General features: G+C 56.7%; 18 protein-coding genes and 1 pseudogene. 9 read left to right on the top strand and 10 right to left on the bottom strand.

Annotated elements, in window-relative coordinates:
* Positions 1-39: 39 nt before the first annotated feature.
* The 5 genes from gap to glgB all read left to right on the top strand — a co-directional run bounded on the left by gap (position 40) and on the right by glgB (position 6,909).
* Positions 40-1,068 (top strand): type I glyceraldehyde-3-phosphate dehydrogenase, encoded by a 1,029-nt coding sequence (gene gap / locus B2R17_RS22200; RefSeq protein ID WP_007335248.1) that lies wholly within the window; start codon positions 40-42, stop codon positions 1,066-1,068.
* A gap of 190 nt (positions 1,069-1,258) precedes the next feature.
* Positions 1,259-2,482: a GTPase ObgE gene (obgE, locus tag B2R17_RS22195; RefSeq protein WP_286765718.1), complete on the top strand. Its 1,224-nt coding sequence runs from the start codon at positions 1,259-1,261 to the stop codon at positions 2,480-2,482.
* Positions 2,483-2,498: 16 nt separating this feature from the next.
* On the top strand, positions 2,499-3,386 hold the full coding sequence (locus tag B2R17_RS22190; protein WP_286765717.1) for a type III pantothenate kinase: 888 nt from the start codon (positions 2,499-2,501) through the stop codon (positions 3,384-3,386).
* A gap of 530 nt (positions 3,387-3,916) precedes the next feature.
* Positions 3,917-4,639: a ribonuclease HI gene (locus B2R17_RS22185; RefSeq protein ID WP_286765716.1), complete on the top strand. Its 723-nt coding sequence runs from the start codon at positions 3,917-3,919 to the stop codon at positions 4,637-4,639.
* Positions 4,640-4,698: 59 nt separating this feature from the next.
* The gene (gene glgB / locus B2R17_RS22180) at positions 4,699-6,909 is read left to right on the top strand and encodes a 1,4-alpha-glucan branching protein GlgB (RefSeq protein ID WP_286765715.1); all 2,211 of its coding nucleotides are present in this window, start codon (positions 4,699-4,701) and stop codon (positions 6,907-6,909) included.
* A 151-nt stretch (positions 6,910-7,060) separates the two neighbouring features.
* Here the strand turns inward: glgB and B2R17_RS22175 are convergent, their stop codons facing one another.
* Positions 7,061-8,071: a sugar phosphate isomerase/epimerase family protein gene (locus tag B2R17_RS22175; RefSeq protein ID WP_008664320.1), complete on the bottom strand. Its 1,011-nt coding sequence runs from the start codon at positions 8,069-8,071 to the stop codon at positions 7,061-7,063.
* A 51-nt stretch (positions 8,072-8,122) separates the two neighbouring features.
* Complete coding sequence (locus B2R17_RS22170) at positions 8,123-8,488, bottom strand: NADPH-dependent 7-cyano-7-deazaguanine reductase QueF (protein ID WP_007324336.1); 366 nt, start codon at positions 8,486-8,488, stop codon at positions 8,123-8,125.
* Between B2R17_RS22170 and B2R17_RS22165 the strand changes: the two genes are divergently transcribed.
* The gene (locus B2R17_RS22165; protein ID WP_286765714.1) at positions 8,478-9,296 is read left to right on the top strand and encodes a 7-carboxy-7-deazaguanine synthase QueE; all 819 of its coding nucleotides are present in this window, start codon (positions 8,478-8,480) and stop codon (positions 9,294-9,296) included. The genes B2R17_RS22170 and B2R17_RS22165 overlap by 11 nt on opposite strands.
* 160 nt (positions 9,297-9,456) lie before the next feature.
* On the opposite strand, the gene B2R17_RS22160 is transcribed toward B2R17_RS22165, so the two are convergent.
* The 5 genes from B2R17_RS22160 to xylA form a co-directional block, all read right to left on the bottom strand.
* Entirely contained in the window at positions 9,457-10,230 is a 774-nt protein-coding gene (locus B2R17_RS22160) for a methylamine utilization protein (protein WP_286765713.1), read from the bottom strand.
* 158 nt (positions 10,231-10,388) lie between these two features.
* Complete coding sequence (locus B2R17_RS22155) at positions 10,389-12,710, bottom strand: biotin/lipoyl-binding protein (protein ID WP_286765712.1); 2,322 nt, start codon at positions 12,708-12,710, stop codon at positions 10,389-10,391.
* Positions 12,707-14,836, bottom strand: coding sequence for an efflux RND transporter periplasmic adaptor subunit (locus B2R17_RS22150; protein ID WP_286765711.1), 2,130 nt, complete (start codon positions 14,834-14,836; stop codon positions 12,707-12,709). Before B2R17_RS22150 ends, B2R17_RS22155 begins: the two co-directional genes overlap by 4 nt.
* 75 nt (positions 14,837-14,911) lie before the next feature.
* Entirely contained in the window at positions 14,912-15,991 is a 1,080-nt protein-coding gene (locus B2R17_RS22145) for an oxidoreductase (protein WP_286765710.1), read from the bottom strand.
* Positions 15,992-16,152: 161 nt separating this feature from the next.
* Entirely contained in the window at positions 16,153-17,472 is a 1,320-nt protein-coding gene (gene xylA, locus B2R17_RS22140; protein WP_286765709.1) for a xylose isomerase, read from the bottom strand.
* A 363-nt stretch (positions 17,473-17,835) separates the two neighbouring features.
* Here xylA and B2R17_RS22135 point away from each other — a divergent pair, with 363 nt between their 5' ends.
* The 3 genes from B2R17_RS22135 to B2R17_RS22125 all read left to right on the top strand — a co-directional run bounded on the left by B2R17_RS22135 (position 17,836) and on the right by B2R17_RS22125 (position 21,466).
* Positions 17,836-18,867: a UDP-N-acetylmuramate dehydrogenase gene (locus tag B2R17_RS22135; RefSeq protein ID WP_008655764.1), complete on the top strand. Its 1,032-nt coding sequence runs from the start codon at positions 17,836-17,838 to the stop codon at positions 18,865-18,867.
* A gap of 10 nt (positions 18,868-18,877) precedes the next feature.
* Positions 18,878-19,762: a hypothetical protein gene (locus B2R17_RS22130; RefSeq protein WP_339886683.1), complete on the top strand. Its 885-nt coding sequence runs from the start codon at positions 18,878-18,880 to the stop codon at positions 19,760-19,762.
* Positions 19,763-19,834: 72 nt separating this feature from the next.
* Positions 19,835-21,466: a sulfatase family protein gene (locus B2R17_RS22125; protein WP_286765706.1), complete on the top strand. Its 1,632-nt coding sequence runs from the start codon at positions 19,835-19,837 to the stop codon at positions 21,464-21,466.
* A gap of 141 nt (positions 21,467-21,607) precedes the next feature.
* On the opposite strand, the gene B2R17_RS22120 is transcribed toward B2R17_RS22125, so the two are convergent.
* From B2R17_RS22120 to B2R17_RS22110, 3 genes and pseudogenes are all read right to left on the bottom strand, one after another.
* A complete protein-coding gene (locus B2R17_RS22120) occupies positions 21,608-23,116 on the bottom strand; it encodes a lipopolysaccharide biosynthesis protein (RefSeq protein WP_286765705.1) in 1,509 nt (502 codons plus the stop codon).
* 47 nt (positions 23,117-23,163) lie between these two features.
* Positions 23,164-24,081: an FHA domain-containing protein gene (locus B2R17_RS22115; RefSeq protein WP_286765704.1), complete on the bottom strand. Its 918-nt coding sequence runs from the start codon at positions 24,079-24,081 to the stop codon at positions 23,164-23,166.
* 110 nt (positions 24,082-24,191) lie between these two features.
* A pseudogene (locus tag B2R17_RS22110) lies at positions 24,192-24,788 on the bottom strand (serine/threonine protein kinase); the annotation flags it as partial.

The raw sequence follows: 24,788 nt of genomic DNA, 5'->3' as shown, positions 1-24,788 counted from the left end.
CTCTCCATCTTTGTTCCACGAGACAGGAATACGAAATCAGTGGCTATTAAAGTAGCAATCAACGGCTTTGGCCGAATCGGACGTTTGACTTTTCGCAACCTGATGGAGCGAAGCGACGAGTTCGAAGTGGTCGCGATCAACGATTTGACCGACAACCGCACTTTGGCCATGTTGCTGAAGTACGACAGCATTCACGGACGTTTTGACGGCACCGTCGAATACGACGACACTTCGTTGACCGTCAACGGCAAGAAGATCGTCGCCTTGGCTGAGCGTGACCCACGCAACTTGCCTTGGAAAGACCACAACGTCGATATCGCCATCGAGTCGACCGGCTTCTTCACCGCACGCTCCACCGCCGACAAGCCTGGCTACGACAGCCACTTGGCCGCTGGTGCAAAGAAAGTTGTGTTGTCCGCACCAGCCAAAGACGGTGCCGACCTGACCTGCGTGTTGGGCGTCAACGACGACAAGCTTTCAGCCGATTTGAACTGCGTCAGCAACGCTTCTTGCACGACCAACTGCTTGGCTCCCGTCGCCAAGGTTCTGAACGATTCGTTCGGAATCGAATCGGGCTTGATGACCACCGTTCACGCTTACACCAACGACCAAAACGTTCAAGATCAGCCTCACGCTGACTTGTATCGTGCACGTGGTGCTGCTCAGAACATCATCCCAACCAGCACCGGTGCTGCGAAAGCCGTTGGTTTGGTGATTCCTGAATTGCAAGGCAAGTTGACCGGTATCGCCATGCGAGTTCCAGTGCCAACGGGCAGCGTGGTCGATTTGACCGTCAACCTGAGCAAGGAAGTCACCAAAGAAGACATCAACTTGGCGATCCAAACCGCAGCAGAAGGCCCGATGAAAGGCATTCTGTTCTACGCTGTCGACCCAATCGTCAGCAGCGACATTGTTCACGACCCGCACAGCAGCATCTTCGCAGCTGACTTCACCCAAGTCCTCGGCGACAAGGGCAAGATGGCCAAAGTCGTGTCGTGGTACGACAACGAATGGGGCTACTCGAGCCGTACCGCTGACTTGTGCAGCAAGCTCGGAAAGATGCTCTAAGAGTGTGAAAGAGCCTCAGGACCACAGCTCATCAGAGCAAAAGTTCTGAACTCCAATTCAAACGCGGGGTGTGGTGATTCGGTCATCACACCCCGTTTGCGTTGGATCTTACTCATGGCCATACTCAACCTTTGGTTTCTATCCCCGCCTGTGGCCCTGTGCCACTGTGGTCCTTTTCACTCTGCATTCCATGTTCTTTGATCGCGTTGAAATTGAGTTCCAAGCTGGCAAGGGCGGCGATGGCTGCATGAGCTTTCGCAAGGAGAAGTACGTTCCCAAGGGCGGTCCCGACGGTGGCGATGGCGGCCGGGGTGCGAGCATCGTTTTGGAAGCTCGCCTGGGCGTGAACTCGTTGGCCCAATTCGCGACCCGAAAGTTCTTCCGAGCTGAAAAGGGTGGCTTCGGCATGGGAGCCCTTCGCCATGGCAGAAAGGGCCGCGAAATGCGTCTGTTTGTTCCTTGCGGGACTAGCATCATCGATGCGAAAGACGGTTTCGTCATCAAAGATCTGACGCAGGTCGGCGAAGAATTTGTGATCTGCCGCGGTGGCAAAGGAGGTCACGGGAACGCTCGTTTCAAAACGCCGCAGAACCAAGCACCACGAGAACGCGAACTGGGCCAGCCCGGCGAAACGCGACACGTGATCATGGAACTGAAATCGATCGCCGATGTGGGGCTGATCGGAAAACCAAACGCTGGCAAAAGCACCCTGCTTTCGCGAATCAGCAGTGCTCGACCTGAGATCGCGGATTATCCGTTCACGACGAAGTATCCCAACCTTGGAATCGTCGACGTCGATATCGAACGATCGTTCATCCTGGCTGACATTCCCGGTTTGATCGAAGGGGCGAGCGAGGGCATTGGGCTGGGGCATGAGTTCCTTCGTCATGTCGAACGCGCCGGTTTGCTGGTTCACTTGATCGAGCCCACTCCGGTCGACGGAAGCGATCCGATTCAAAACTACGTCGCGATTCGCGAAGAGTTGCAGCACTACGACGAGACGCTCGCCGATCGTGATGAATTGGTTGTGATGACCAAGTGCGAATTGGACCCGGATGGCGAAGTTCGTGAGAGATTGCAGGCTTACTTTGATGAGCACCCCGCCAACCACGCTCGCGACCTGCGTTCCATCAGTGCCGCAACCGATGTGGGACTGAAAGAACTGGTCGGCGAAATCATGGATCGAGTCGCCAAGCGTCGCGAAGAAATGATCGAAGCGGGCATCACACCTACTTTGATTCGCCAAGACGACGCTCCCGCGACACCCAAGAAGGAACGTCGCCTGCCACCTCACAAAGCCGCCGCGACGGAAGGTTTGTCGGACGAAGTGCAGGCACAGGATATCCAAGGTGCCGCCACGCTATCTGACACCGGCAAAGTCGTGCCCGGCGAACGCCGCGATCGTTCGTCTTGAAGCAGTCGGCAGGAATATGGCAGACGAGCAGTCCCCCGCGAATGAGCAGCAGCTCCATGATGAATCGCCTTTCGATGTCGTGATGGTGCGAGTTGGCATCGATGTTGGCAACACCGCGATCAAGGTTGTCACCGAGTTCTCAGCAATCGACGAAACGGTGCAGCGGAACAAGACGCGAGGTCCTCAGCTTCGATCGATTTCGCTGAGAGATCCAGAGTGGATCACCAAGTGCGTCGAGCACCTGCAAACGCTGGCGGAGCAGGTTGCCGCTTGCGAATCTCGCGACTGCGAATCCGTTTGCTATGACGTTCGAGTCGCGAGCGTGAATCGAGGTTCGGCGGAGCCGTTGGTGGTTGCTCTCGATGAAGCCTTTTTCCAGTGCATTCGCGTGCGTTTTGTGACGCACGAAGACGTATCGATGCCGATCGATGTGAGCTTTCCCGAACGCGTTGGGATCGATCGATTGCTCGGAGCGGAAGCCGCATTCCGTCGTCACACGGCACCGTTGATTGTGGTCGACGCCGGAACCACGGTGACGGTCGATTTTGTTTCCGCCGAAGGAGTGTTTCGCGGTGGAGCCATTCTGCCTGGCTTGGAAATGCAGACCGCGGCCCTCGCGGCCGGCACGGATGCGTTGCCCAAACTCGATTGGGCATCCCACCGATGTCGAGAGATGCCTGAGGGGCCGGGCCGAGACACGGTTGCCGCGATGCGATTGGGCGTGCTCGCGTCGGTCGCGGGTGCTGTCGAACGATTGCTTCGGATCTACGGCGGTGCGGCGACCTTGGTCGTGACCGGTGGCGACGCGGGATGTTTGGTTGATGCCTTGCCAGCGGAATGCGACGCGGTGGAAGAGCCTCATCTGGTCGCACAAGCCCTGCTGGATCTGATGCGGCACGAATAAGCGACGAAGCTATTGCCGTTGAGAGCCCCCTAAAGAGGGCCTTCGGGCACGTCACATGCTGATCGCATTTCAAGCTCCATTCTTTGATGGACATGGCCGTTCGAGTTTCGCTAACAGGCGATTGGTTCCTTTGTTTGGAACCATGTGATCGAGCCCCTCTGGGCCAAACCCTGCCGGTTATTCAGGCTCCAACGGTTGCACGATCGCCTGGTAATTCGCGCAAACCTTTTTGAGCAGGAAAGCTTTTCCGGCATGGTCGACGAGGACGAAAGCAATCCTTGTCGACAGGCGGTCGCAACGAAGTTTTGGCAAGCTGAAATCGCAGCAACAAACGATAGCCAACACGTGCACCGCCGAAGACTGGCACCGATGGATCGCGTCTCATTGCTTTCCCCTCCCTAGCAATCGATGCGTGTACTGCGATGCGGCGGCCCTCTCGTCCAAGGATCCGGGCGAGACCCGAGGGGCCGCCGCCAGATTGATCGCAATCACGTATTGAAAGCAAGTCGAACACACTGGCGAACCCTACCATGATGGATCCTTTGCAATCCCTCGAAGAATTCGCGTCGATGACGTCCGAATTCGGAGACCCCGATTTCAACCCCGCACCCGCGAAGCCTCGTGCTTCGTTCTTGTTGGTCGTGTCCGCTCACAGCACGTCGCTGACCGATGGTCGTTGGCAATTTGTGATCGAGACTTCGGACGGCAAACCCGTGATGGAAGCAGACGACCAAGAGTTCGGCGACTTGAACCGATTGTCGTTGCTGGCCGCGGTGCGAGGGCTCGAGGCAATCGACGGGCCCTCGGGCATCACCTTGCTCAGCCACAACCGATACCTGATTCGATCACTGACGGATTCATTGCCGAGATGGCGACGCAGCGATTTCGTTTGGGATCACTTTGGCCGTCGCGTTGAAGTCCAACACGCTGATTTGTGGCGACGCGTCGACCACGCCTTGGGAATCCACGAGGTTCAAGCGTGCTTGGTGACGTCCCGTTTGGTCAGTCGCAAACCCGATCATGTCGCGCCAGACGGTGCAATTCCCGCGGCCGAAGTCGACGCTTCCGTTGCCCGCGGATCCACCAAGTTGAATGACGACTGGTCAAGAATCGACCAACCTCACTCCGGCCCACCAGCACCGAAATCCAATCGTGCGGTTCCAACCGCCAACGATCGACTGCGTGACTGGTTGCTGAGCACCGCAATTTCGGCCAACGGAATCCAACGATCCAACCTAATCAAAACGTCCTGATTTCAGGCGTGTTTTCGCATTTTCGAACTCATTTCAATCAATTCACTCGTAGTCCAGCCATGAATTCGCAGCTTTCATTATCGACCATTCAGTCACTCGTGGATGGCAGTGTGGCGAACCCGGGTAGTTTGTTGGGCCGTCACCCTGTCAACTATCGGGGACGAGAAGCCACGTCCGTTCGCGTTTTGGAACCCAACGCAGAATCCGTGTGGCTGATCGATTCGGCAAGCGGTTTGCGACGTCCCATGCGACGGCTGCATCCCGGCGGATTCTTCGAAGCGATCTGCGATGAGCCCATCACCAAGCCCTCCACGTCCAGACTGCAAATGATCGACAAGACCGGTAAAGAATTGAAGACGACTTCCCCCTACACCGTCCCCAGTATTTTTAGCGACCTCGATCGCTACCTGATCGGTGAAGGTCGCCACAACCAGTTGTACGAACGACTCGGGGCGCAGCTCCGCGAAGTCGATGGCGTCAAAGGCGTGAACTTCGCCGTGTGGGCACCAAACGCCCGTTCGGTTCAGATCGTCGGTGATTTCAACGGTTGGGACGGACGCGGTCATGTCGCTCAGCCGGTCGAGTCGACTGGCATCTGGGAATTGTTCCTTCCCGGTGCGACGGTTGGTCAGAAGTACAAGTTCCGAATCCAGACCCAGCACGGGCATTGGATGGACAAGTGCGACCCGATGGCATTCGCCGCTGAGTTGCCACCGCTGACCGCGAATATCATCACGGACATCAACACGTACTCGTGGAATGATTCGGATTGGTTGCAGCAGCGGGCCGAGATGGATCCAATGCACACTCCGATGAACGTTTACGAAGTTCATTTGGGCAGCTGGCAAAAAGGCCCCGGCCGCACCCACGGTTGGTTGGACTATCGTGACTTGGCCAAGCGATTGGTTGATTACTGTCACCGCATGAATTTCACGCACGTGGAATTGATGCCAATCAGCGAGCATCCATTCACCGGTTCATGGGGCTACCAAAGCGTTGGCTACTATGCACCGACCAGTCGTCACGGATCCCCCGAAGACTTCATGTTTTTCGTCGATCACATGCACCAAAACGGCATCGGCGTGTTGATCGATTGGGTTCCCGCTCACTTCCCCAAAGACGATCACGGCCTGCGTCAGTTCGACGGATCGGCGTTGTACGAGCATGCGGATCCTCGTCAGGGCGAGCACCCGGATTGGGGCACGATGATCTTCAACTTCGGTCGCAACGAAGTGAAGAACTTCTTGATCGCCAACGCGTTGTTCTGGTTGGACAAGTATCACATCGATGGTCTGCGAGTCGACGCGGTCGCATCCATGTTGTACTTGGACTACAGCCGTGAAGACGGCGAGTGGATTCCCAACCGTTACGGCGGACGTGAGAACCTCGAGTCGATCGACTTCCTGCGTGATTTCAACATCGCGGTTCATGAGAATCACCCCGGTGTGATCACGGCGGCGGAAGAGTCGACCGCGTGGCCCGGCGTTTCCCGCCCAACGTACGACGGTGGTCTCGGTTTCACTTACAAGTGGAACATGGGATGGATGAACGACACGTTGAGCTACATGCGGAATGAGCCGATCCACCGCAAGTTCCATCAGAACGAGCTGACGTTCAGTCTCATCTACGCCTTCACCGAAAACTTCACGTTGCCGTTGTCGCACGATGAGGTCGTTCACGGCAAAGGATCGTTGATCAGCCAAATGCCGGGTGACATGTGGCAGAAATTCGCCAACCTGCGATTGCTGTACAGCTACATGTGGACTCACCCCGGCAAGAAGTTGCTCTTCATGGGTGGTGAAATTGCACAGTGGACCGAGTGGAACGCGGACGACGGCCCTCAGTGGGAATTGCTCGACTTCGACACGCACCGTGGTGTCCAGCAATTAGTTGCGGATTTGAACAAGGTCGTGATCGAAAACCCAGCCCTGCACTGGCATGATTTCACGGGCGATGGCTTCGAGTGGATTGACGCTCAAAACGCGGAAGACAGCGTCTTGGTCTACCTGCGAAAGGGAGCCGAAGGCGATCCACCGATCCTGGTTTGCAACAACTTCACGCCCGTCCCTCGGGACAACTATCGCGTTGGAGTGCCGGCACAAGGTTTCTGGAAAGAGATTTTCAACAGTGACGGCGAAGCGTACGGCGGATCGAACCTGGGCAACTATCCCGGATGTCAAACGACCGGCATTGAGCACCACGCTCGTCCGGACAGCATCGAAGTGACCCTGCCGCCACTTGGCACCACGATCCTGCGTCTGGAATCCTGATCAGACGCCAAACAGCGTTCCCCACGTAGGTCGGCCACTCTTGACCGACACATGAGCAAGGCGGTTCGTTGTGTGGACGGGCAAGAGTGCCCGTCCTACATGAAGTGGGAGATTGCGTTTGGACGATGAAGGCTCCGTCGCCGGCCTTGGCTCAGGCCTGTTGAGCTTTGGCGGCTTCCAAATCTTCGAACGTTCGCAGGTGATAGTCGATGCCGACTTTATCGAGCACGCGGCACAACCCGCGAGCGGCGATGCCGAATCCATCGGGACCACTGAAACCGCCGAATTGGCCGCCACCGCGAACGTGAGGTTCGAGGTCAAGGTAAATGCCTTCGACGCCGCGACGTGACATGCGGTCCGCGAGCGTCGGCAGGAATGTCTTGAGGTCTTCGAAGATTCGTTCGTGGGCACTGTCGCCTTGATCGGCCGGCACAAAGTGGCTGGCGGATTCCTCATCGACGTGATCGACGCGGCCGTTCAGCGATGGGTCTTTGTAGTCCTTGATGTGCAACCAACCGAGCGACGGTTTCAACGCTTCGTACTGGGCGTAGACCTGATCCGATGTCAGTCCCTGCATCACCATGTTGGCTCCGTCAAAGATGGTGACCAAAGCCGGGTTGTTCACCTTTTCAGCGATCGCGGCGAGCAGGTCACCGGTTTGTCCGACCAAGTTGGCTTCGACTTCCAGACCAAACGTCAAACCACGTTTGTCGCATGCTTCAGCGATTTGTCCGAGTTGGTCCGAAACCTGATCAATGTGGTCTTCGGGTGATGTGCCCTTGGGGTGATAGAACGAGAAACCGCGAAGCAATTTGCAGTCGAACGCTTCCGCTCGATCGCAGGCGATCTGCACGTCTTCGGCGAGGTACTTTTCGAATGGGATGAACTTATTCGCGGTTCCGTCTTCGACGTCCAACAACTTTACCTTGCCAATCGGCGAGCCGATGCTGCTGACCGACATGCCGTATTCTTTGTGCAGTTTCTGAAGCGTCTCGATTTCAGAAGGTTCCAACACCATCACGTTTTTGATGCCATTTCCGACATCAACAAAACGGATCGAGTAGTGCTGAAGGCCGATGGCGGCCAGAGCAGCGAATTGCTCGTTGGCTTTTTTCGAGAAGGCGGATTCGTCGGCGAAACCAGACAGAATGACGGAGGACATGGCGCAGGCGGGATTTGTGGGGAAGGACGGGAAATTCGTGCCGTGATCAGATCACGCTTCGTCGGGGTAAGTCACGATGATGTTGCTGTTCAGGCCGCCGCGTGGCGTCCATTTGCTCTCGACGGTGACTTTGCGAGGCTGGACGACGGCGACAAAGTCGTCCAGAATTCGGTTGGTGACTTGCTCGTAGAAAATTCCTTCGTTGCGGAACTTCTGCAAGTACATTTTCAAGCTCTTCAGCTCCACGCAGACACGGTCTGGAACGTACGTGAAAACGATCGTTCCATAGTCGGGTTGTCCCGTTTTCGGGCAAACCGACGTGAATTCCGGGCAATGATGCTCGATCGTGAAATTTCGTGTCGGGGCGGGGTTTTCAAAAACTTCGAGTGTGTCTCGAAAAGAGGCTGTGTCGCTCACGTGGTTTGGTTCACTTCTAGAAACGCGGTGTCGTTTGAAATCGGTCGATCATCCAGTCGATGTTTTACCCGCTGAGGACTCGGCGGAAACCCCCGGGGACTCGTGCGCCCCGGCATCGTCGCTGCTGATTTCAGAAACCTTCGTCAGTCGTCAAGGCGAAGGCGAATTGACCGGCACCGAAAGCGTTTTCATCCGAACCAGTGGCTGCAATCTGCGGTGTTGGTTCTGCGACACGCCTTACGCGTCTTGGAAGCCCGAGGGCACGAGGCAAACCGTCGACGACTTGTTGCAATTGGTCGCGGATTCAGGCGTCAAGCACGTGGTGCTGACCGGTGGTGAACCATTGATCGCCAAGGGCATCGTAAGGTTGATCGATCAATTGCGAGTCGCGGGCAATCACGTCACGATCGAAACCGCTGGGACCGTCGACCCCGGCGTGCAATGCGACCTGCTGTCGCTCAGCCCCAAGCTACGGGCCAGCACCCCGGATGAGAAAGATCATCCGCGTTGGGCAAAACTGCACGCAGAGAGGCGGTTGCCGATCGGCACGATGAAGCAATTGATCCAATCCGCAGAAGCGACCCAGGTCAAATTTGTGGTCGATTCGGCCGATGAATTGCCTGAGATCGATGAGGTTGTGCGGCAATTGGAGATCTCAGCGGATTCCGTGTATTTGATGCCGCAAGGGATCTCGGTCGAACAGCTGGACACTGCACGTCCATGGTTGGAACCGATGGCAACCTTGCGAGGCTATCAATATTGCGACCGCATGCAAATTCGTTGGTACGGCAACCGCCGAGGAACCTGATCGGGGAGACCTCGATTCGCGAATTTTCTTGTGCGAGTGAATCGGTGCGAGAGAAGACCCTGTTGGCGGGAAAGGGGGCGAGGGATAGGTCTGTGCGCAAAAAAAATCGGCGTCGTTTGAGGAACGACGCCGATCGAATGTTTGATGTGGCGGTGTGGTCTTACAGCGACAAAGCGTCTGCTGGGACCAAGACGTCGCCCAGATCGTTCATGCCGGGTTTGATGTCCAGCTCGAAGCGACTGCGACGCCATGATTCCTTCGAACCATCGATTTTGACTTCATCGATTTTGCCGGCTTCGTGCGAAACGCGGAACATGACATCGCCGGTTGGGATGCCTTCGATGGTCAGCGTTCCATCTTCACCGCTAACGGCAGCGTAGGGGTGTTCCAGAACCACGACGTAAGCACGCATCCAAGGGTGGATGTTGCATTCGACTGGAATCGCAGCCGGTTCTGGCTTTTCCAAAGCGACTTCTTTGTCAGCACCAGCTGGGATCATCAAGTTCTCAGCCTTGTTCGCGAAGAAATTCAAATTCGCGTTGTGACCGACAGTATCAGGGTTGGTGATTTTCAGCGTGTCACCCGTTTGTGCGATCACGTAGTGGGGCTCAAAGCGGCATTTGTCGTTAGCCAACTCGTGAGTCTCGTTCTTTGCGGCGACGTCATCCAATTTGGTTCCGCCACGCCCGGTGTAGACGTAGACCAACACGTTCTTGATGCCTTTGGTCTCGGAGTCGACCAATAGCTTTTCGTTGGGGATCTCGTGCTTGCCGCAGAAAGCGATGTCTTTGTTGGGTTCGATCAACTCCACTTTGGGAGCGTTATCGGAGTCGTAAACGAAACGCATTTTCAACGTTCCGGTTTCGGCCATGGCCATCGATGCGGTCAGTGCACAAGCGGCAGCGGTGCCAGCAATCAGCGGACGGATATTCAAAGGGGTTTCTCCTAGAAGAACGATTGTTCGGTGTAGGTGGGTGACGACGAGACTGTGCGTTTCGCAAAGCCTATCTGCGGGGAGCGTCGCCAGAAAGGTGGGCCACCCATTGTATCAATCCGACAACGAAAGTCCAGGAATGGGCGGGCGAAACGCTATTATCTGAAACGAAATAAACTTGAAAGGAGTTCGTAGATTCTTTGCCAAACCGAAGCCGAATCGACCACTATTTTTACTCGGCCAAAGGCTCCCGCGACGCAAGTGGAGGGTGCCGTGGCGGAATCGTCGATTGCAATCTCAACGACGTAGCTGGTGCCCGGCGTTCGGGGCGCTCGATCAGCCCGATGGTGATCACGGCGGGGAGCGTCGATCCGAGGATCGTAGGTCTCTTCCGAAATTTGAACGACACGACCGCGAAAAATTTGTTTGGGCGAGGAGTCGCGAATCATCAGAGCTTCGTCGCCGAACGCGATTCGATGTCTTTGGACGGATGGAACGACGGCCTCAGCCCGCCAGCGAACGGAATTGTTTCGCGATGGGTCGGCAGACGATGAATCGGCTGCTTCCTCCAGCGAGGCGATGCTCAGCAATTCAGTCCCCGCTTCCAACAAGCATCCATTGTTCTCTTTAGCGGTGGGATAGCCTGACCATGATGCCAAGCGGACCGCGGTGCGATCCATCGCCGGATTCAATGCAGGCCCGATCTCCAGCGGATTGGCATCGGCATCGAGGGCAGTGTCCGATGCGGATTGCGGGTTGCTTTGAGCGACCATCACGATGCCATCGCACGGAGCGGTGATCGTCAGCGACTCGCGTCGCCGCTCAGCCGCTGCCAGGCGGTCTCGCATCTCATCCAGCAACGCTTCCGCGGTGGGTAGTTGCGAGCTGGCTTCTGGGACCAGCGTTTGCGACGCACGCAATCCTTCCAAACGCAACGTTTGTTCCCGAACTTCGCTTTTGGCATCGAGAACCTGCAACTCAATTTCTGGGTTGGAGAGCTCTGCCAAAACATCGCCGCGGCGGACGCTTTGGCCTGGTTCAACATGGATTTGCCTCAGAACGCCTGGCGATGTCAGATGCACGCGAGTTTCTTGTGCCGGCAAAAGACGGACGGCGGTGTAGACGTGGCGAGGCAACGGAACCGTTCCGGCGAAGCCAATCACGGCAAGCAAGACACACCAAACGAATGCACGTCGTGGACGAATGTTTCTGCGGTTCACGGGATTGTTCCAAAAACGACGCAGCGGTACCAGACCGGCCCAAACCATGGAGGTTGCCGCGACCAATGCGAGCATTTGACCGATGATTTCGAGTCCATAGGGTCTCAGCGATAGCCATATGAATCCAATGATGGTCGCCATCAGAATCCATCGATAGGCAAGCGAAGCGACCGCATAGACAAGCAACCAGGCCGAGCCATCCTCGGGTTCGTTGGGAGCCCCCGTTTCGACTCCCAAGAAGACTCTCGAAAGAAAACGTCCCCAGCGCCGCTGGCCTCGTTGAGCCAAATTGGGCATGTCGGTCATATCGGACAACAAATAATAACCGTCGTATCGCAGTAGCGGATTGACATTGAAGACAATGGTGCTGATTCCGCAAACGACCATCACGTGCGATGCGACGGTATGTGTCAGTCCCTCAGGTGTTTGCAGCCAAACCCAAGCCGCGATGGATGCGATCAGGACTTCTGTGGCGATGCCCGCCAAAGCAACCGCCGCTCGACGCGAGCGACTGGGGATCATCCACGAACCGCTGGTGTCGCAGTACAACGCGGGAGTGAATACGAGCAGCATCGGCCCGATCGACCGACACTTTGCACCAAATCGCTCTGACACAACCGCGTGCCCCAATTCATGGGCGACCTTTGTGAACGCGACGACGGCAGCCAAAATCATTGCGTTTTGGAACGTTAGCCATTCGTGAGATGCGGGCAACTCCGCGAGATAACGCTGGCGATGGACCAGCATCATCAAGGCCGCCGAAACGATCAAAGCCAAACAAGCGATCAAGCCAGGTAAAGTCAGCAACGGACGAACGACCGGCATCAGGATTCGCATGACCGGTGCCGGATCGATTCCAGGAAACCGCATGAACAACCACTGCGACGCCATCGCCAAACGCTTTTGTCGCCGATCCGAATCCGCTCGTTGAAGCAATGGTTCGCCCTGCATCGCAGAGTGACTGGTCGTCAAGCCAGTTTCGTGAAAGCGAAACAGCAACGCGTTGATTTGGTTGGACCGGACGCGACGGTTGGGATAGCGAGCTTGATACTGATCTCGCAGATCATCCAGGCTGCATTGCCCGTCCAGCGATGTCAGCAAGAAGTATTCGTCTTCGCGAAGTCGGTGATGCTGGCCCGCGATCGCGTCATGGACGACCACCCATCCCGAATGACGATGCGAAACTCGGACGGCTTTTAGGCCGACCTTGTGGTGCACTCCCAACGGACGCTGAGTTGATGAACTGACACCCGCGTTCATGTCGGAAACCGAAACAAAACGTTGCGGTGGAACCAAGCGACCACGTCGTCCATCGCACTGGCCAAATACCGGCGACGTCCGCAAACGATCTTTGCGGTGACTTCTGCATCACCGCGAAAACCGCCTTCTGGAATGTCATCGATCTCGGCGATGATGTCCACGACGTTCCGACCGTCAGCACGTTTGCGAGCGACTCCGCCGATTGCGGAGATCTTCGCGTGAAAGGTTTCGGTTGGTCTTGTTTCGATGGCGAAGTGAACAGGTAGCTCGTGATCGTCCGCATGTCGTCGGATGACCTCGCCAGCACGAGTTTCCTCCAGCCTCAGTTCCAACTCCCACGGGCCTTCACGCTGAACGATCGCGAGCAATCTGTCTCCACGAGACACCGGTCGGTCTTTCAAACGTTCGTTCAATCGCCAGCCGACGACCTGCCCGTCAAAGGGAGCTTTGACGGATAGCATGTCTTTCATCTCACGGTTGATTTGCAATCGTTTACTAAGCGATTCAATTTGGTTCTCAAGCGTTTGTTGTTCGAGAATGCTTTGGGCTGAATCACGTGAGTCGTTCGACGCGGCCAGCAACATCGCTCGGACGGAACTAAGCTTTTGAGTGGCTGTGGTGAGCTGTCCCGACAACGCCTCGGCTTCGCGAGTGAGTTCCGCATTACTAAGCTGGACCAGCACATCACCTTGCCGAACGACATCGCCGTCTTTCACCTTCAACTCGTCAACGACGCCGTCGATCCCGGCAAAGATTGCTTGGCGAACCGCGGGGCGAGCCAGCCCGGTTGCGACGACGTGATGATCGACCCGAATGAACCAACCGGCCAACAATCCGGCGGCCAACAACATGCAGCCGGCCAATATCCAGTGACGTGTCGCTCGGCGAGTGGCGGCCGCAGCCGGGCGTCGAATTGGTAACGCAAATACGCTGTCGTATCGAATTGCATTGCTGATGGCGGACGAAGACTCTTCGGCAACCTCAACCATTGCGGGTGAGATCGAACTTGCTGGCTCACCCGAAAACGTTTCCAGCATCAGCATGGCAATCGGCATCGATTGGCGACGTTGTTTTTCGCGAGCCTCATCATCCAATTCATTGGATGAGTTCACACCCGCGGCAGCCAGCGTGTCATCGACTGATTCGAAGAGCGGGATTATCGTCACCGACAACACACCTGATTCGTCCAAGTATGTTTCGAGCGGTGGAACCAATTGTGGTGACAACGAAGCAGGGTCGATTGCATCTGTTTCTGTCGACGGTGGCAAAATCAAAGGTCGCTTCAAAACCGAAACGGCGTCGGCCAATTGATTCATCGAGCGAACCAATGGTGAGCGACGGTCAATCACCGATGAACCACTGATCGCGGCAACTCGGTATCGAGGCCGATGAGCTGTCGGATTTTTGGCGAGCAAAACGACGGAACGTTCGCAGGGCAACAAGCGAGGCAGTTCCGACGCGATGCGATACGCGGTCGCCGTGGGATCCAAGTCGGTATGAAATGCTCGGAGAGCCGTTCGGATTCCTCGTGAAGAATCGAACGATTTCGAGATTGATTTGGTGCCAACATCAGGTACCGACAAAGCTTGGGAACCCGGTTGCTGATCGTCCGATTGTGCATCCGCCGCATTCATCGTTTGACGCGTCGCGGTGGCGATGTCTCCCAGCGATTTCATGGCAGAGAGCATTTGTGCAGCTGGCGATTGCGAGCCATGAATGATCACGAGTTTCGCAAACAGCGGTGCGGGCAAAAGCTCGACACCCAACGCAGTGACTCCGGAGGCAGGCGGCTGAGGCGACCGTTCGCCATCGTTCCATGCGATTTCGCACGCGGCGACCGACGGAGTGACCAGGGACAATTGTTCTCTCAGCCGATCGCGGTCCAATCTCACAGCGATGGATTCGTCGCGAACGAGCATGCGAGGTTGCGGGAACGTCGAGTCTTGAACCGCCACCACGGCTGCGTCGAATGTTGCCGCCAAGTGCATCGCCATACGATGAAGAAAGTCCGCTCGATCACGTGACTCCTTCGCGATTCGCTCAACCGTTTGTTGCGTCGAAACCGTCTCTGCGTCGGATTCACCCGACGGGACGGAAGCGGTCGTGGATGCATCGAGACGGTTCATGCCCCCCAGCATAATCAAGCCCCCGAAATCGTGGGGATTGGCACCGAAGTGAGTCCGCGGGTTCGCCGGAATCGCTTATTTCAGTCGGCCGAATCGACCGTCTGACCCACAAGCGAAAATTTGGGTTGTTCCGACTGATAGGCAATGGAATCCGGTGTCCGAGAGCGGCTGCCATGTATCTCCATCGGTGGAAAAGTCAGTTCCCGCGGGACCAACGGCGATAATGCCTTTTGCGAGTGAGCTGTCCGCGGGGATGGAGACGACAGCACTAAGAAAGCTGGCCGGTTGTTCCGTGACGGTCTGCCAAGAGCCGCCGTTGTCATGACTGATGCAGGCGGTGATTTCGGATGTCTCGGTCGCTCGGTAGTCGCCGCCCACGCACACCAATGGGCCAGAGCCGTCGTGACCGTCGGATTCAGGACCGCGACAAATCGCGAAAATGCCTGATGCCTGCGAGCTTGGCATGGGAGCGTTGACGGTAACCCATGGTTCATTCCAACCCGAGCGAGCGTACAGGCGACTGGTGTCAGACTCGGCTCCGCCGGTTCCAAACCAAAGTCGGCCATTCTCGCCGAGCAGCAAAGAGGAATTGCTGGCCGCGAAGGCGGCTTCACCAGTGCGTGCGAGTGGGAGCTGCGAGTTCAACTTTTGCCATGACTTGCCACCGTCCTTGGTTTCCACAACCAACAATCGACCATCGACAGGATCGCTGACTGCCATTCCCTGATCCGCATCCCAAAACTTCATCGCGTCAAAGAACGCTGCGTCTGATTCGGCCCGATAGGTTTCCATCCAGGAATCTCCGCCGTCCTCGGTCCGCAATAGCACAGCTGGCGTTCCCGCGCTTGCGATGCAAGCAACGTTTGCACTGAACGCACAAACGCAGCGGAATTCCAATTCGCCGTATCCTTCCGGGCCGCACGCTTTCCAAGTCTCGCCACCATCGGTCGAGCGAATCACTGTCGCCGCCGCACCACTGGCCCAGATGACTTTGTCATCCACCGCGGAGAGACCACGAAGGCTGACGTTTGTTCCCGTCTCGCTCACGATCCAGTTGGAAGGCATTTGATCCGCAGCCACCGAGAGGCTCGCGTTCAAAGCCACCATCGCGAGAACGATGAAGCAGCGAATGTCGATGTTTGTCTTGGAAGCCATTGAATTTGTTCGATGTCGGTTTGGCCAGTTGAAAAACAGATTCTACGCCATCGAATCGCAATGAAAAAACGCGGTGCAACGATTGATCGCTACACCGCGTTTCGATTGAAATTGTCACTCCCGAGTGTTCATTGGCTCGGGAGCAAATTTGCCTCGGTCGATCAAACGCGATCGATGTACTTGTTGATCATGTGCTCGAGGTACTCTTGGCGACCGCTTTGGTTTGCGTCGACGTCGCCTTTTTCCAGCATGTAGGCTTCCAACTCGGCGAAGCCAACTTCGCCGGCTTCGATCTTGGCACCGATTCCGGAATCCCAAGTCGAGTAGCGGTTCTTCACGAAGTCTGCCAATTCACCGCTGGCACGAATCGCAGCTGCGATCTTCAAACCTTTCGCGAACGCGTCCATTCCACCGATGTGAGCGTGGAACAAATCGATGGGCTCGAACGATTCACGACGCACTTTGGCATCGAAGTTCACGCCACCGGTGCCGATCCCGCCGTGCTTCATGATCATCAGCATGGTTTGGGTGGTCAGGTAGTAATCGGTTGGGAATTGGTCGGTGTCCCAACCCAACAACAAGTCACCCGTGTTGGCATCAATGCTGCCCAGTCCACCTTGCATGCCCGCGTAGTCGAGCTCGTGCATCATCGTGTGGCCCGCCAGCGTCGCGTGGTTGGTTTCGATGTTGAGCTTGAAGTGCGAATCCAAATCGTAGGCTCGCAAGAAGTTCATGCAGGCCGCGGCATCGCTATCGTACTGGTGCTTGGTGGGCTCTTTCGGTTTGGGCTCGATCAAGAATTGACCGTCGAACCCGATCGACTTGGCGTAGTCGACTGCCATGTGGAAGAACTTGGCCAAGTGATCCAGTTCGCGTTTCATGTCGGTGTTGTAAAGGTTCTGGTAGCCTTCGCGGCCACCCCAGAAGACATAGTTTTCACCGCCGAGCCGCTTGGTAACTTCCAAAGCCTTTTTGACTTGAGCACCCGCGTAGGCGAACACGTCCGCGTTGCAGCTGGTCGCGGCCCCGTGCATGAAGCGTGGGTTGCTGAACATGTTGGCGGTGCCCCACAGCAATTTCACGCCGGTCGCTTTTTGCTGTTCTTCCAGCACATCAGCAACCGCATCCAAATTCGCGTGGGTTTCTCGCAAGTTGGCTCCTTCGGGGGCCACATCGCGATCGTGCCAAGCGTAGTACGGGGCCTGCAGTTTGGTGAACAATTCAAACGCGACGACGGCACGCTTTTGAGCGTTTTCGACGCTCTCGGATCCGTCATCCCAAGGGCGAACCGCCGTTCCGGGACCGAATGGGTCGGCACCCGTTCCGCGGAAAGTGTGCCAATAGACGATGCTGAACCGCATGTGGTCCTTCATCGTTTTGCCTTCGATGACTTCGTCAGGGTTGTACCAGCGGAAGGCGAGCGGGTTGTCGGACTGAGGGCCTTCGTACTGAATGACGGGAACATCGGGGAAAGCGGTCATCAAACGGATTCCGTGTGTGGCTGCGAGGTGAAAAGGGCAAGACAATGGAATTCACCAATATCAGAAGTTGGCGGAAACGCGACAAGGGGGTGAAACCGGTTTCAGCTTCGCAGTGGTGCGGGAATGGACTTTCAGGTTCCGTTTAGGGCGACGAAAACGCTGCCAGCGGCGCAGGGTGGTGTCCTCGGCCCTGTTGGAGCGGCGAAATGCAGCCCGGCAGCGGATTTTTTGGGGGGGAGGCAGACGGATTGCGGAGTCGACGACTCCGGCCGTACCAACGTTTTTCGTCGGTCTTCGCAATGCGCCTGCCCCGAGAGTCAACGGAAATCGCGGCATCGCAGGCTGGGTGATCCACTAGATTTCATGTTCGCCGGTCGTCCAATCGAATCCAGATTGCCAATTTTGCTTCGGACTGCGAAACTGGCGTCCAGCGTCCCGCCGCCTGGAGGTGGTGGCTTTCGAAACTCGCACCGGCAAATGAACGACGTGTCCTCTGCTCCCTCTGAATCGCTCACCGAATTTTTCCCCGAAGACCTGCTGCACGTGGTTCGTGAAAACCAACCGCTGCGTGAAACGTTGTGGTTGGGCATTGGCGGCCCCGCACGCTTCTTAGCCGAACCGGTCGAAATCGATCAGATCGAAAAGCTCTACACCGCCGCTCGCGAAAAACAGCTGGCCCTGCGTGTCCTCGGGCAAGGCAGCAACGTGCTGGTTCGTGAAGCCGGTTTCGACGGGTTGGTCATCAAATTGTCCGCTCCCGCAACCAGTGGGCTCGAAATCCAAGGCCAAAAATTGATCGCCGGTGCGGGAGCCAAGTTGACCCACGCGGTGATCAAAACCGTCGGCGAAGGCTTGGGCGGGCTGGAACACTTGGTCGGTATCCCTGGCAGCATCGGTGCGGCCGTCGTCGGAAACGTCTCAGCGGAAGGTCGCGACATCGGATCGGTCGTCGAGTCGATCGAGATCATCGACGAAGAAGGCAAACGCAAAACGCTCACGGGTGAGGAAGCCGGGTTCGCTCACCGTCAATCGACATTGATGGGAACCGTGGTTCTGTCGGTGACGTTCAACTTGGAACCCAAGGACGTTTCGGCTCTCACCAAACGCATGCAGAAATTGTGGATTCACCGAGGCCAGCGTCGTCCGTCGGAATCCAATCGCATCGCGATGCCGTTCATCGATCCGGATTCTATTTCGGCGTGTGAGTTGATCAACAGCACCGGACTGGCGGGAATTCGAGAAGGCGACGTGTCGCTTGATTCGGCGGCACCGCACTACTTGATCGCCCACGAAAACGCGACCAGCGATCAATGCGTGAAACTGATCGGCCGGGTTCGTGAACAAGTCTTGATGCAAACCGGGATCGACTTGCAGTTGAATCTGCAAATTTGGTAACCGTACTCGGATGACCGAGTCGCCCCCATCCGAAAAACGACCACGATTGATCCGGCGTAAGCGCGGACTGGAAGTGGAAGAACCGTCCACGATGGTTGGCTGGGTCCGCGGGATGATTGCCGCACCGGCGGTCTTGTCGATTCTTTGGCCTGCCATCTTGCTGGTCGTCGGCTACGCCGCCTGGCAAACTTGGGGAGCCAATTATGTTGCGGTGAACTATCACGGGATTGATCCACAAAAGATCTCCGTGACCTCGCCACCGGAATATGTTCGGACGGACATCGTCGATGTCGTCTACACCGAAACAGCGATGAAAGACATGTCGCTGCTCGACAAGCAGGTTTCCGCGAAAGTGGCTTCTGCGTTTGCGAGTCATCCATGGGTGCAGCGTGTTGTCGGTGTGCGAAAAAAGGCAAACGGCCGACTCGACGTGCGGCTGAATTATCGATTGCCCGTCGCAATGGTCTACGTTGACGATCCCAAAACCGGACCTGGTTTCTTGGTAGTCGACGGCGAAGGCACCTTGTTGCCGAGTGACTTTGCACCATCCGAGACCGATCACTATCTGCACATCATCGTTCCCGGTGCTTATCACACCGGCGGACTTGGATCGCCTTTCGGCGACACACGAGTTCATTGCGCGGCGCTGTTGGCTCGATTGCTGGCACCTCATCGCACCGAGTTGGGTTTGAAGAGCATTGGGGTGCATGGAGATTTGCGTCAAAACCCAATCGTTCAGCTCGAAATCGCAAATGAGGATGGTGAACGTTGGTTCTGGGGCAGTCCTCCTGGCGAAGAGGTTGCGGGCGAAATGCCTGCGACGATGAAGTTGCAAGCGATGTTGGCTGGCGTGCCGACTGGATCGGATTTGCGGCAAGTTCAACTTCAGCCGTAGCAAGCAAAGCCTCACCGGCTCAGCTAATATCTTTCCTTCGCAGTCTATTCACCTCGCGGAAGGAATGATCACTTGGTCCGGATTCATCTCGCTTTGTTGTTTGCCCTCACGCTTTCGTGCGTGAACCTTTTCGCGGCTGATCGTCCCAACGTGTTGGTGGCGATTTCGGACGACCAATCGTTTCCGCACACATCGGCGTACGGATACAAAGCAATCCATACGCCGGCGTTTGATCGTGTTGCGCGGACGGGAGTCCTGTTCAATAACGCGTTCACGCCCTCGCCGGGATGCAGCCCGATGCGAGCCGCGTTCTTGACCGGACGCAATATCTGGGAAATCGAACACGCCGGCACGCATGCGAGTTCGTTTGCGACCAAGTACGAGGTCTATCAGGACCGGCTGGAGAAAGCGGGCTACTTCGTTGGGTACACCGGCAAAGGTTGGGGACCGGGGAATTGGAAGATCAGCGATCGCTCTCGGAATCCTGCTGGGCCATCGTTTTCCACCAAGAAGTCGAAATCGCCCGGCGGAATCAGCGGCAACGACTACGCCGCCAACTTTGACGAGTTTTTGGATGGCCGACCAGACGACCAACCCTTCAGCTTTTGGTTTGGATGTCATGAACCGCACCGTTCGTTTGAGAAAGGCATTGGGCTGAAGAATGGAATGGATCCGTCCGAGGTGGTTGTGCCTGAGTTCTTGCCCGACACACCCGAAATTCGCAGCGACATCTTGGACTACTGTTTTGAGATCCAGTGGTTTGATCAGCATTTGGGGCGGATGATCGATTCGCTCGAAAAGGCCGGAGAGCTCGACAACACGATCGTGATCGTGACCAGCGACAACGGCATGGCGTTTCCGCGGGCCAAAGCAAACGTTTACGAGTATGGCATCCACATGCCGTTGGCAATCAGTTGGCCAAACGGTGCGAAGGGCGGACGCGTGGTCGATGATCTGGTGAATTTGATCGACGTGACGGCGACCATCTATGACGCGACCGAGGTTCAACCGCCTGAGAAGACTCCACTGAGCGGTCGAAGTTTGGTGGGACTGCTTCGGTCTGACAAAGAAGGAATCGTCGAGCCAACTCGCGATGCTATTTTCTCGGGCCGCGAAAGGCACTCGTCGGTGCGGTATGAATCGCTCGGGTATCCACAACGCTGCATCCGAACGGACCAATACCTTTACATCCGAAACTTTCGTCCGGAACGTTGGCCGGCTGGTGCACCTCAAAAATTCGGTGCGGGGAGCTATCCGAAAAATAATGTCATCTTGGCCAAAGAGTTGGGCCCGATGCACGAAGGGTATCACGACATCGATGGTTCGCCTTCGTTGTCTTTTTTGGTCGAGAACCATGACGATGCGGAGCTCGCCAAGTACTTGCAGTGGGCGGTTGCCAAGCGACCCTCCGAAGAGCTTTATGACATCCAGTCGGACACCGCCTGTTTGAACGATCTGTCGTCGAAGCCAGATTTCGCGGACGTCAAAGCCGGATTGAGTAAGCGTCTGAACGATTACTTGGCCAAGACCAACGATCCGCGAGTATCAGGTCCGGATGGTGGTGACATTTGGGAAACCTACCCGCGATACAGCGGTTTGCGTTGGTTCCCCGAGCCTGAATGGGCAACGCAATCACCCGAGCGCGTTCCCAAGTTGGAATGGTTGGATCAGCGTCGGCCTAAGAAACAGGTGAACAACAAGTGATGTAGCGAAAGGACGCGAGCCCTCCAGTTCCTCGCCGGGCGGTTTGCGCCGCACCGCTAACATCGTCATTTATTGTCACGCCTTCCAAAAAGAGGAATGATTCAATCGAGGCGGAACTCGATTTGTGCGTCCTGCGTTGAACTATTCGGTCATCGAGTTCTGTTCGCGAACGTCGGCGTAGACGATCGCGGACAGCCACACGAGGCAGATGACTTGTCCGACCAAAGCCGCCACCGCGATTGCGATCGCGCCGTAGGACCCGACGAATGCGGCGGTCAGTCCTAGCATGACGACGGAGGCAACGATTCGGCATCGGATCGGTGCGAGTGGTTTGCCTCGGCCTTTGACGTAGCTGTCCAGCCCTTGCAGGATGCCTTTGATCGCGGACACCGGAGCGAGCCACCAAGCGAACACAATCGCGGGGGCGAACTCTTCGCCATAAACGAGCTTCACCAACGGTCCGATCAAGATGATGAAGACGATGGTGGAAACGGTTTGAATCGCGATCGAACCACCGAGGATTCGGTGCACATCTGATGTCCGCAGTCGTTTGCTGCGATCCGCTGCGGTGTTGAACAGGTAAATGCCAAGCGTGTTGGGAATCACCGTCAGCGGATAGACGACCGGAACCATCGCGGCGTAAAACCCTTGCGTCAACAAGGGAACCAACCACATTACGAGCAGCAAATCCAATCGCTCGAAAAGGTCCGTCGCCAACATGGAAACGCCGTATGGTCGGCTCTCTTTCAACAGACGCTTGACCGGCGGTTCACTTTCTCCCGTGGCCAGTTTGGGAAGTCCGAACACACATGCGGCCATGGATATTGCCGATGCGATGACGAACAACACGCACGCCAAATTCAGCGTCACGTCAGTCACAAGGGCAGCGACCAGCAACAAAGCGGGAAACGCCGCGGCTGAAACGAAACGACGCACGTTGTACTTCGAAAAGTCACCCGCCCCGCGATCGACCGCGGTCATGATCAGCATCACGTGCTGGCCGATGACGCTGAACGCACAGAGGCAACCCAGCGACATCAGATAGGCTTTTTCGTCGGGTAACGCGATCACATTGCAGAGCACAACCAATCCGGTCGTGACGACTCCGGTGGTCAGGCCCAACCACATCGCCGCTCGTCGAAGTTTGATCGTCTCAACCGTTCGGTCGGCGGCGTAACGGCAGATGACTTCCACGCCGCCGAACAAGCCGATGTAGAGCAGCATTTGCACGTACAGAACGGTTGTTGCGTATTCGCCTCGACCGACCGGTCCGAGCAATCGGGCCAGCAAAATGCCTTGGCCCATCTGCAACGCCACAATCCCAAACGCGAATCCGACTGTTTGAGCAAACGAAAACGCCTTGGCGAATTTGGTCGGGGCAGCGGAGACGCCAGCTTCTTTCGCGGATGACGACTGATAGGCGTTTGCCGGACCGGGAACGGCCTCGCCGGCGATGGCCAATCCAGAGTCCGCGCTTGCTTGGGACGCGGAGCAATCGGCTCCGGTTGGTTCGCCACAATTGGGCGGGCGCTCGCTGGTTTCATCAGTGCCAACAGTTGCAACGCGTTCGTCCGAGGACTCAGACCGATCGCCCAGAATGCTGGAGTCACCTGGTGCAGATGAGTCGGTAGAGGTTCGGTCAGATGGCATGTTGCGGAGCAGTATAGTTGCGATCAGTGCATCCGCTTCAGGCCTCGTCAGTCGATTCCGTCTACGATTCGGACTTCCGGACCCTGCCAAAACTGCATCACTTGGTAGCCGCCGAAGACGAAAACAGCGATCGTCATCGCAAAGGCGGCGTAGATCTTCACCTTGTCCCAGTCGACTCGGTTGAGAACGCTCGTTTTGGCTGCACCTTTTACTTTTGCAGAGGGGGGCGATCCCGAGCCGCGTTTGTTTGTAGCGGCGCCTCTGTCTGATGGCGTTTGATCGGGCGATTCCGCCGCATCGTCGTCGATAAATTCTTCGTCCTGGTCGAAGATTTCTGAATCCGATTGCGACGAATCAGGATTGGAGGTTTTGGCGCGAATATCGTCGTAGCGTGCTTCGCGAGCGACCGTGTCTTCGGCTTCCAAAAACGACGCTATGTCGACTTCCTGCCACGCTTCGCCCTGAAGCAACGACACAGTGGGGGACTCGGCGACCGCCGCCCGAGGCGAAGTGGATTGGCTGGTTTGCCCGGCGGCATCGCCGTCCTCAAAGCCCGACGCAGTGTCAAATCCGCGCTCGTTCACCACCGTGTCTTCGCGTGGATCGATGGCGGGAGCTTGCTTGCGAGCCGCTTCTTCAGCGGACTCGATCGCCAGCCCGAAAGCGATTTTGCCGCATCTCAGTTCGGCACCATCGACCAGCTCGATCCAGGTCCGAGTCGGAATGCGGGTCCCGTTGACTCGCGTTCCTGCGGAGCTGTCTAGATCGAAAACTCGGAACCGCGGCTCGGAATCATCCGGCGTTTCCCAGTGCAGCAGGCAGTGTTTTCGACTCACCGAACGGCTCTTCGGCCGGATTTGGCAAACGCGATCGCGACCGATCATGTAATACCCAGACCGAATTTCCGCGACCATGCCGGCCCGGCTGCCGGTTGCCAAGATCAGTTGTGCGGAGCTATCGGTCACCAGATTCTGTCAGTTGTGCATCGGAGGGAAGGATCCGGTCCGACCACTCTTGGGCCGCCCCGCTACTGCGGTTGTGATCATAACAAAAACGATTCAATTTTGCCGGGGTATCAGCCACCGTTGATGATGACGATCTCTTTGCCGCTCTCGGTGGCTTTGATCTTCGGTGCCGGCGGATTATCAGGTTTCGCGATCGTGTAAGCCGCCATCCCGAGCACTGTCATCAGGGCGATGACGGCGATCGCCAGTCCCATGCCCAGCATCAACGTTTGGCTTTGATTGGATCCGGATGTTGACTGTTTGTTCGATGCCGAGCCCGCACGAGGCGGCGGTGGTGTCGCCAGTCCAGCCGTTGATGCAGGGAAGGCACTCGGTGTGGTCGCGACGCCGATATCGGGCAGGGTGCTGAAATCAAACTCGCCCGCATCCTGCAAAGTTTCGTCGGCATCCGATCCGTTGAAGACGGACTGGTCGTCCATCGTCGCTTGGTAAAGTTGACTTTCATCGGTCGTGTCCGAGTTCGATGCGATCGCGGCGAGCGGCTGATGATTTTTCTGCTTCAGTCCGGCTGAGCGGCGGATGCGATCGAATTGGCCGATCAAGTCCACCGCGGACGGCGGACGATCCGCAGGCTTTTTCGCCATCATGCGAGTCAGCAAACTGGCCAGCGGTGCGGGGCAATCGGGCCGCAGTTTGCGAACGTCGGG

The sequence above is a fragment of the Rhodopirellula sp. UBA1907 genome (assembly GCF_002337565.1).
GTDB classification, from domain to species: Bacteria; Planctomycetota; Planctomycetia; order Pirellulales; family Pirellulaceae; genus Rhodopirellula; species Rhodopirellula europaea.
The sequence above is the reverse complement of the archived record's forward strand: the minus strand, read 5'-3'. Positions and strand labels throughout refer to the sequence as shown.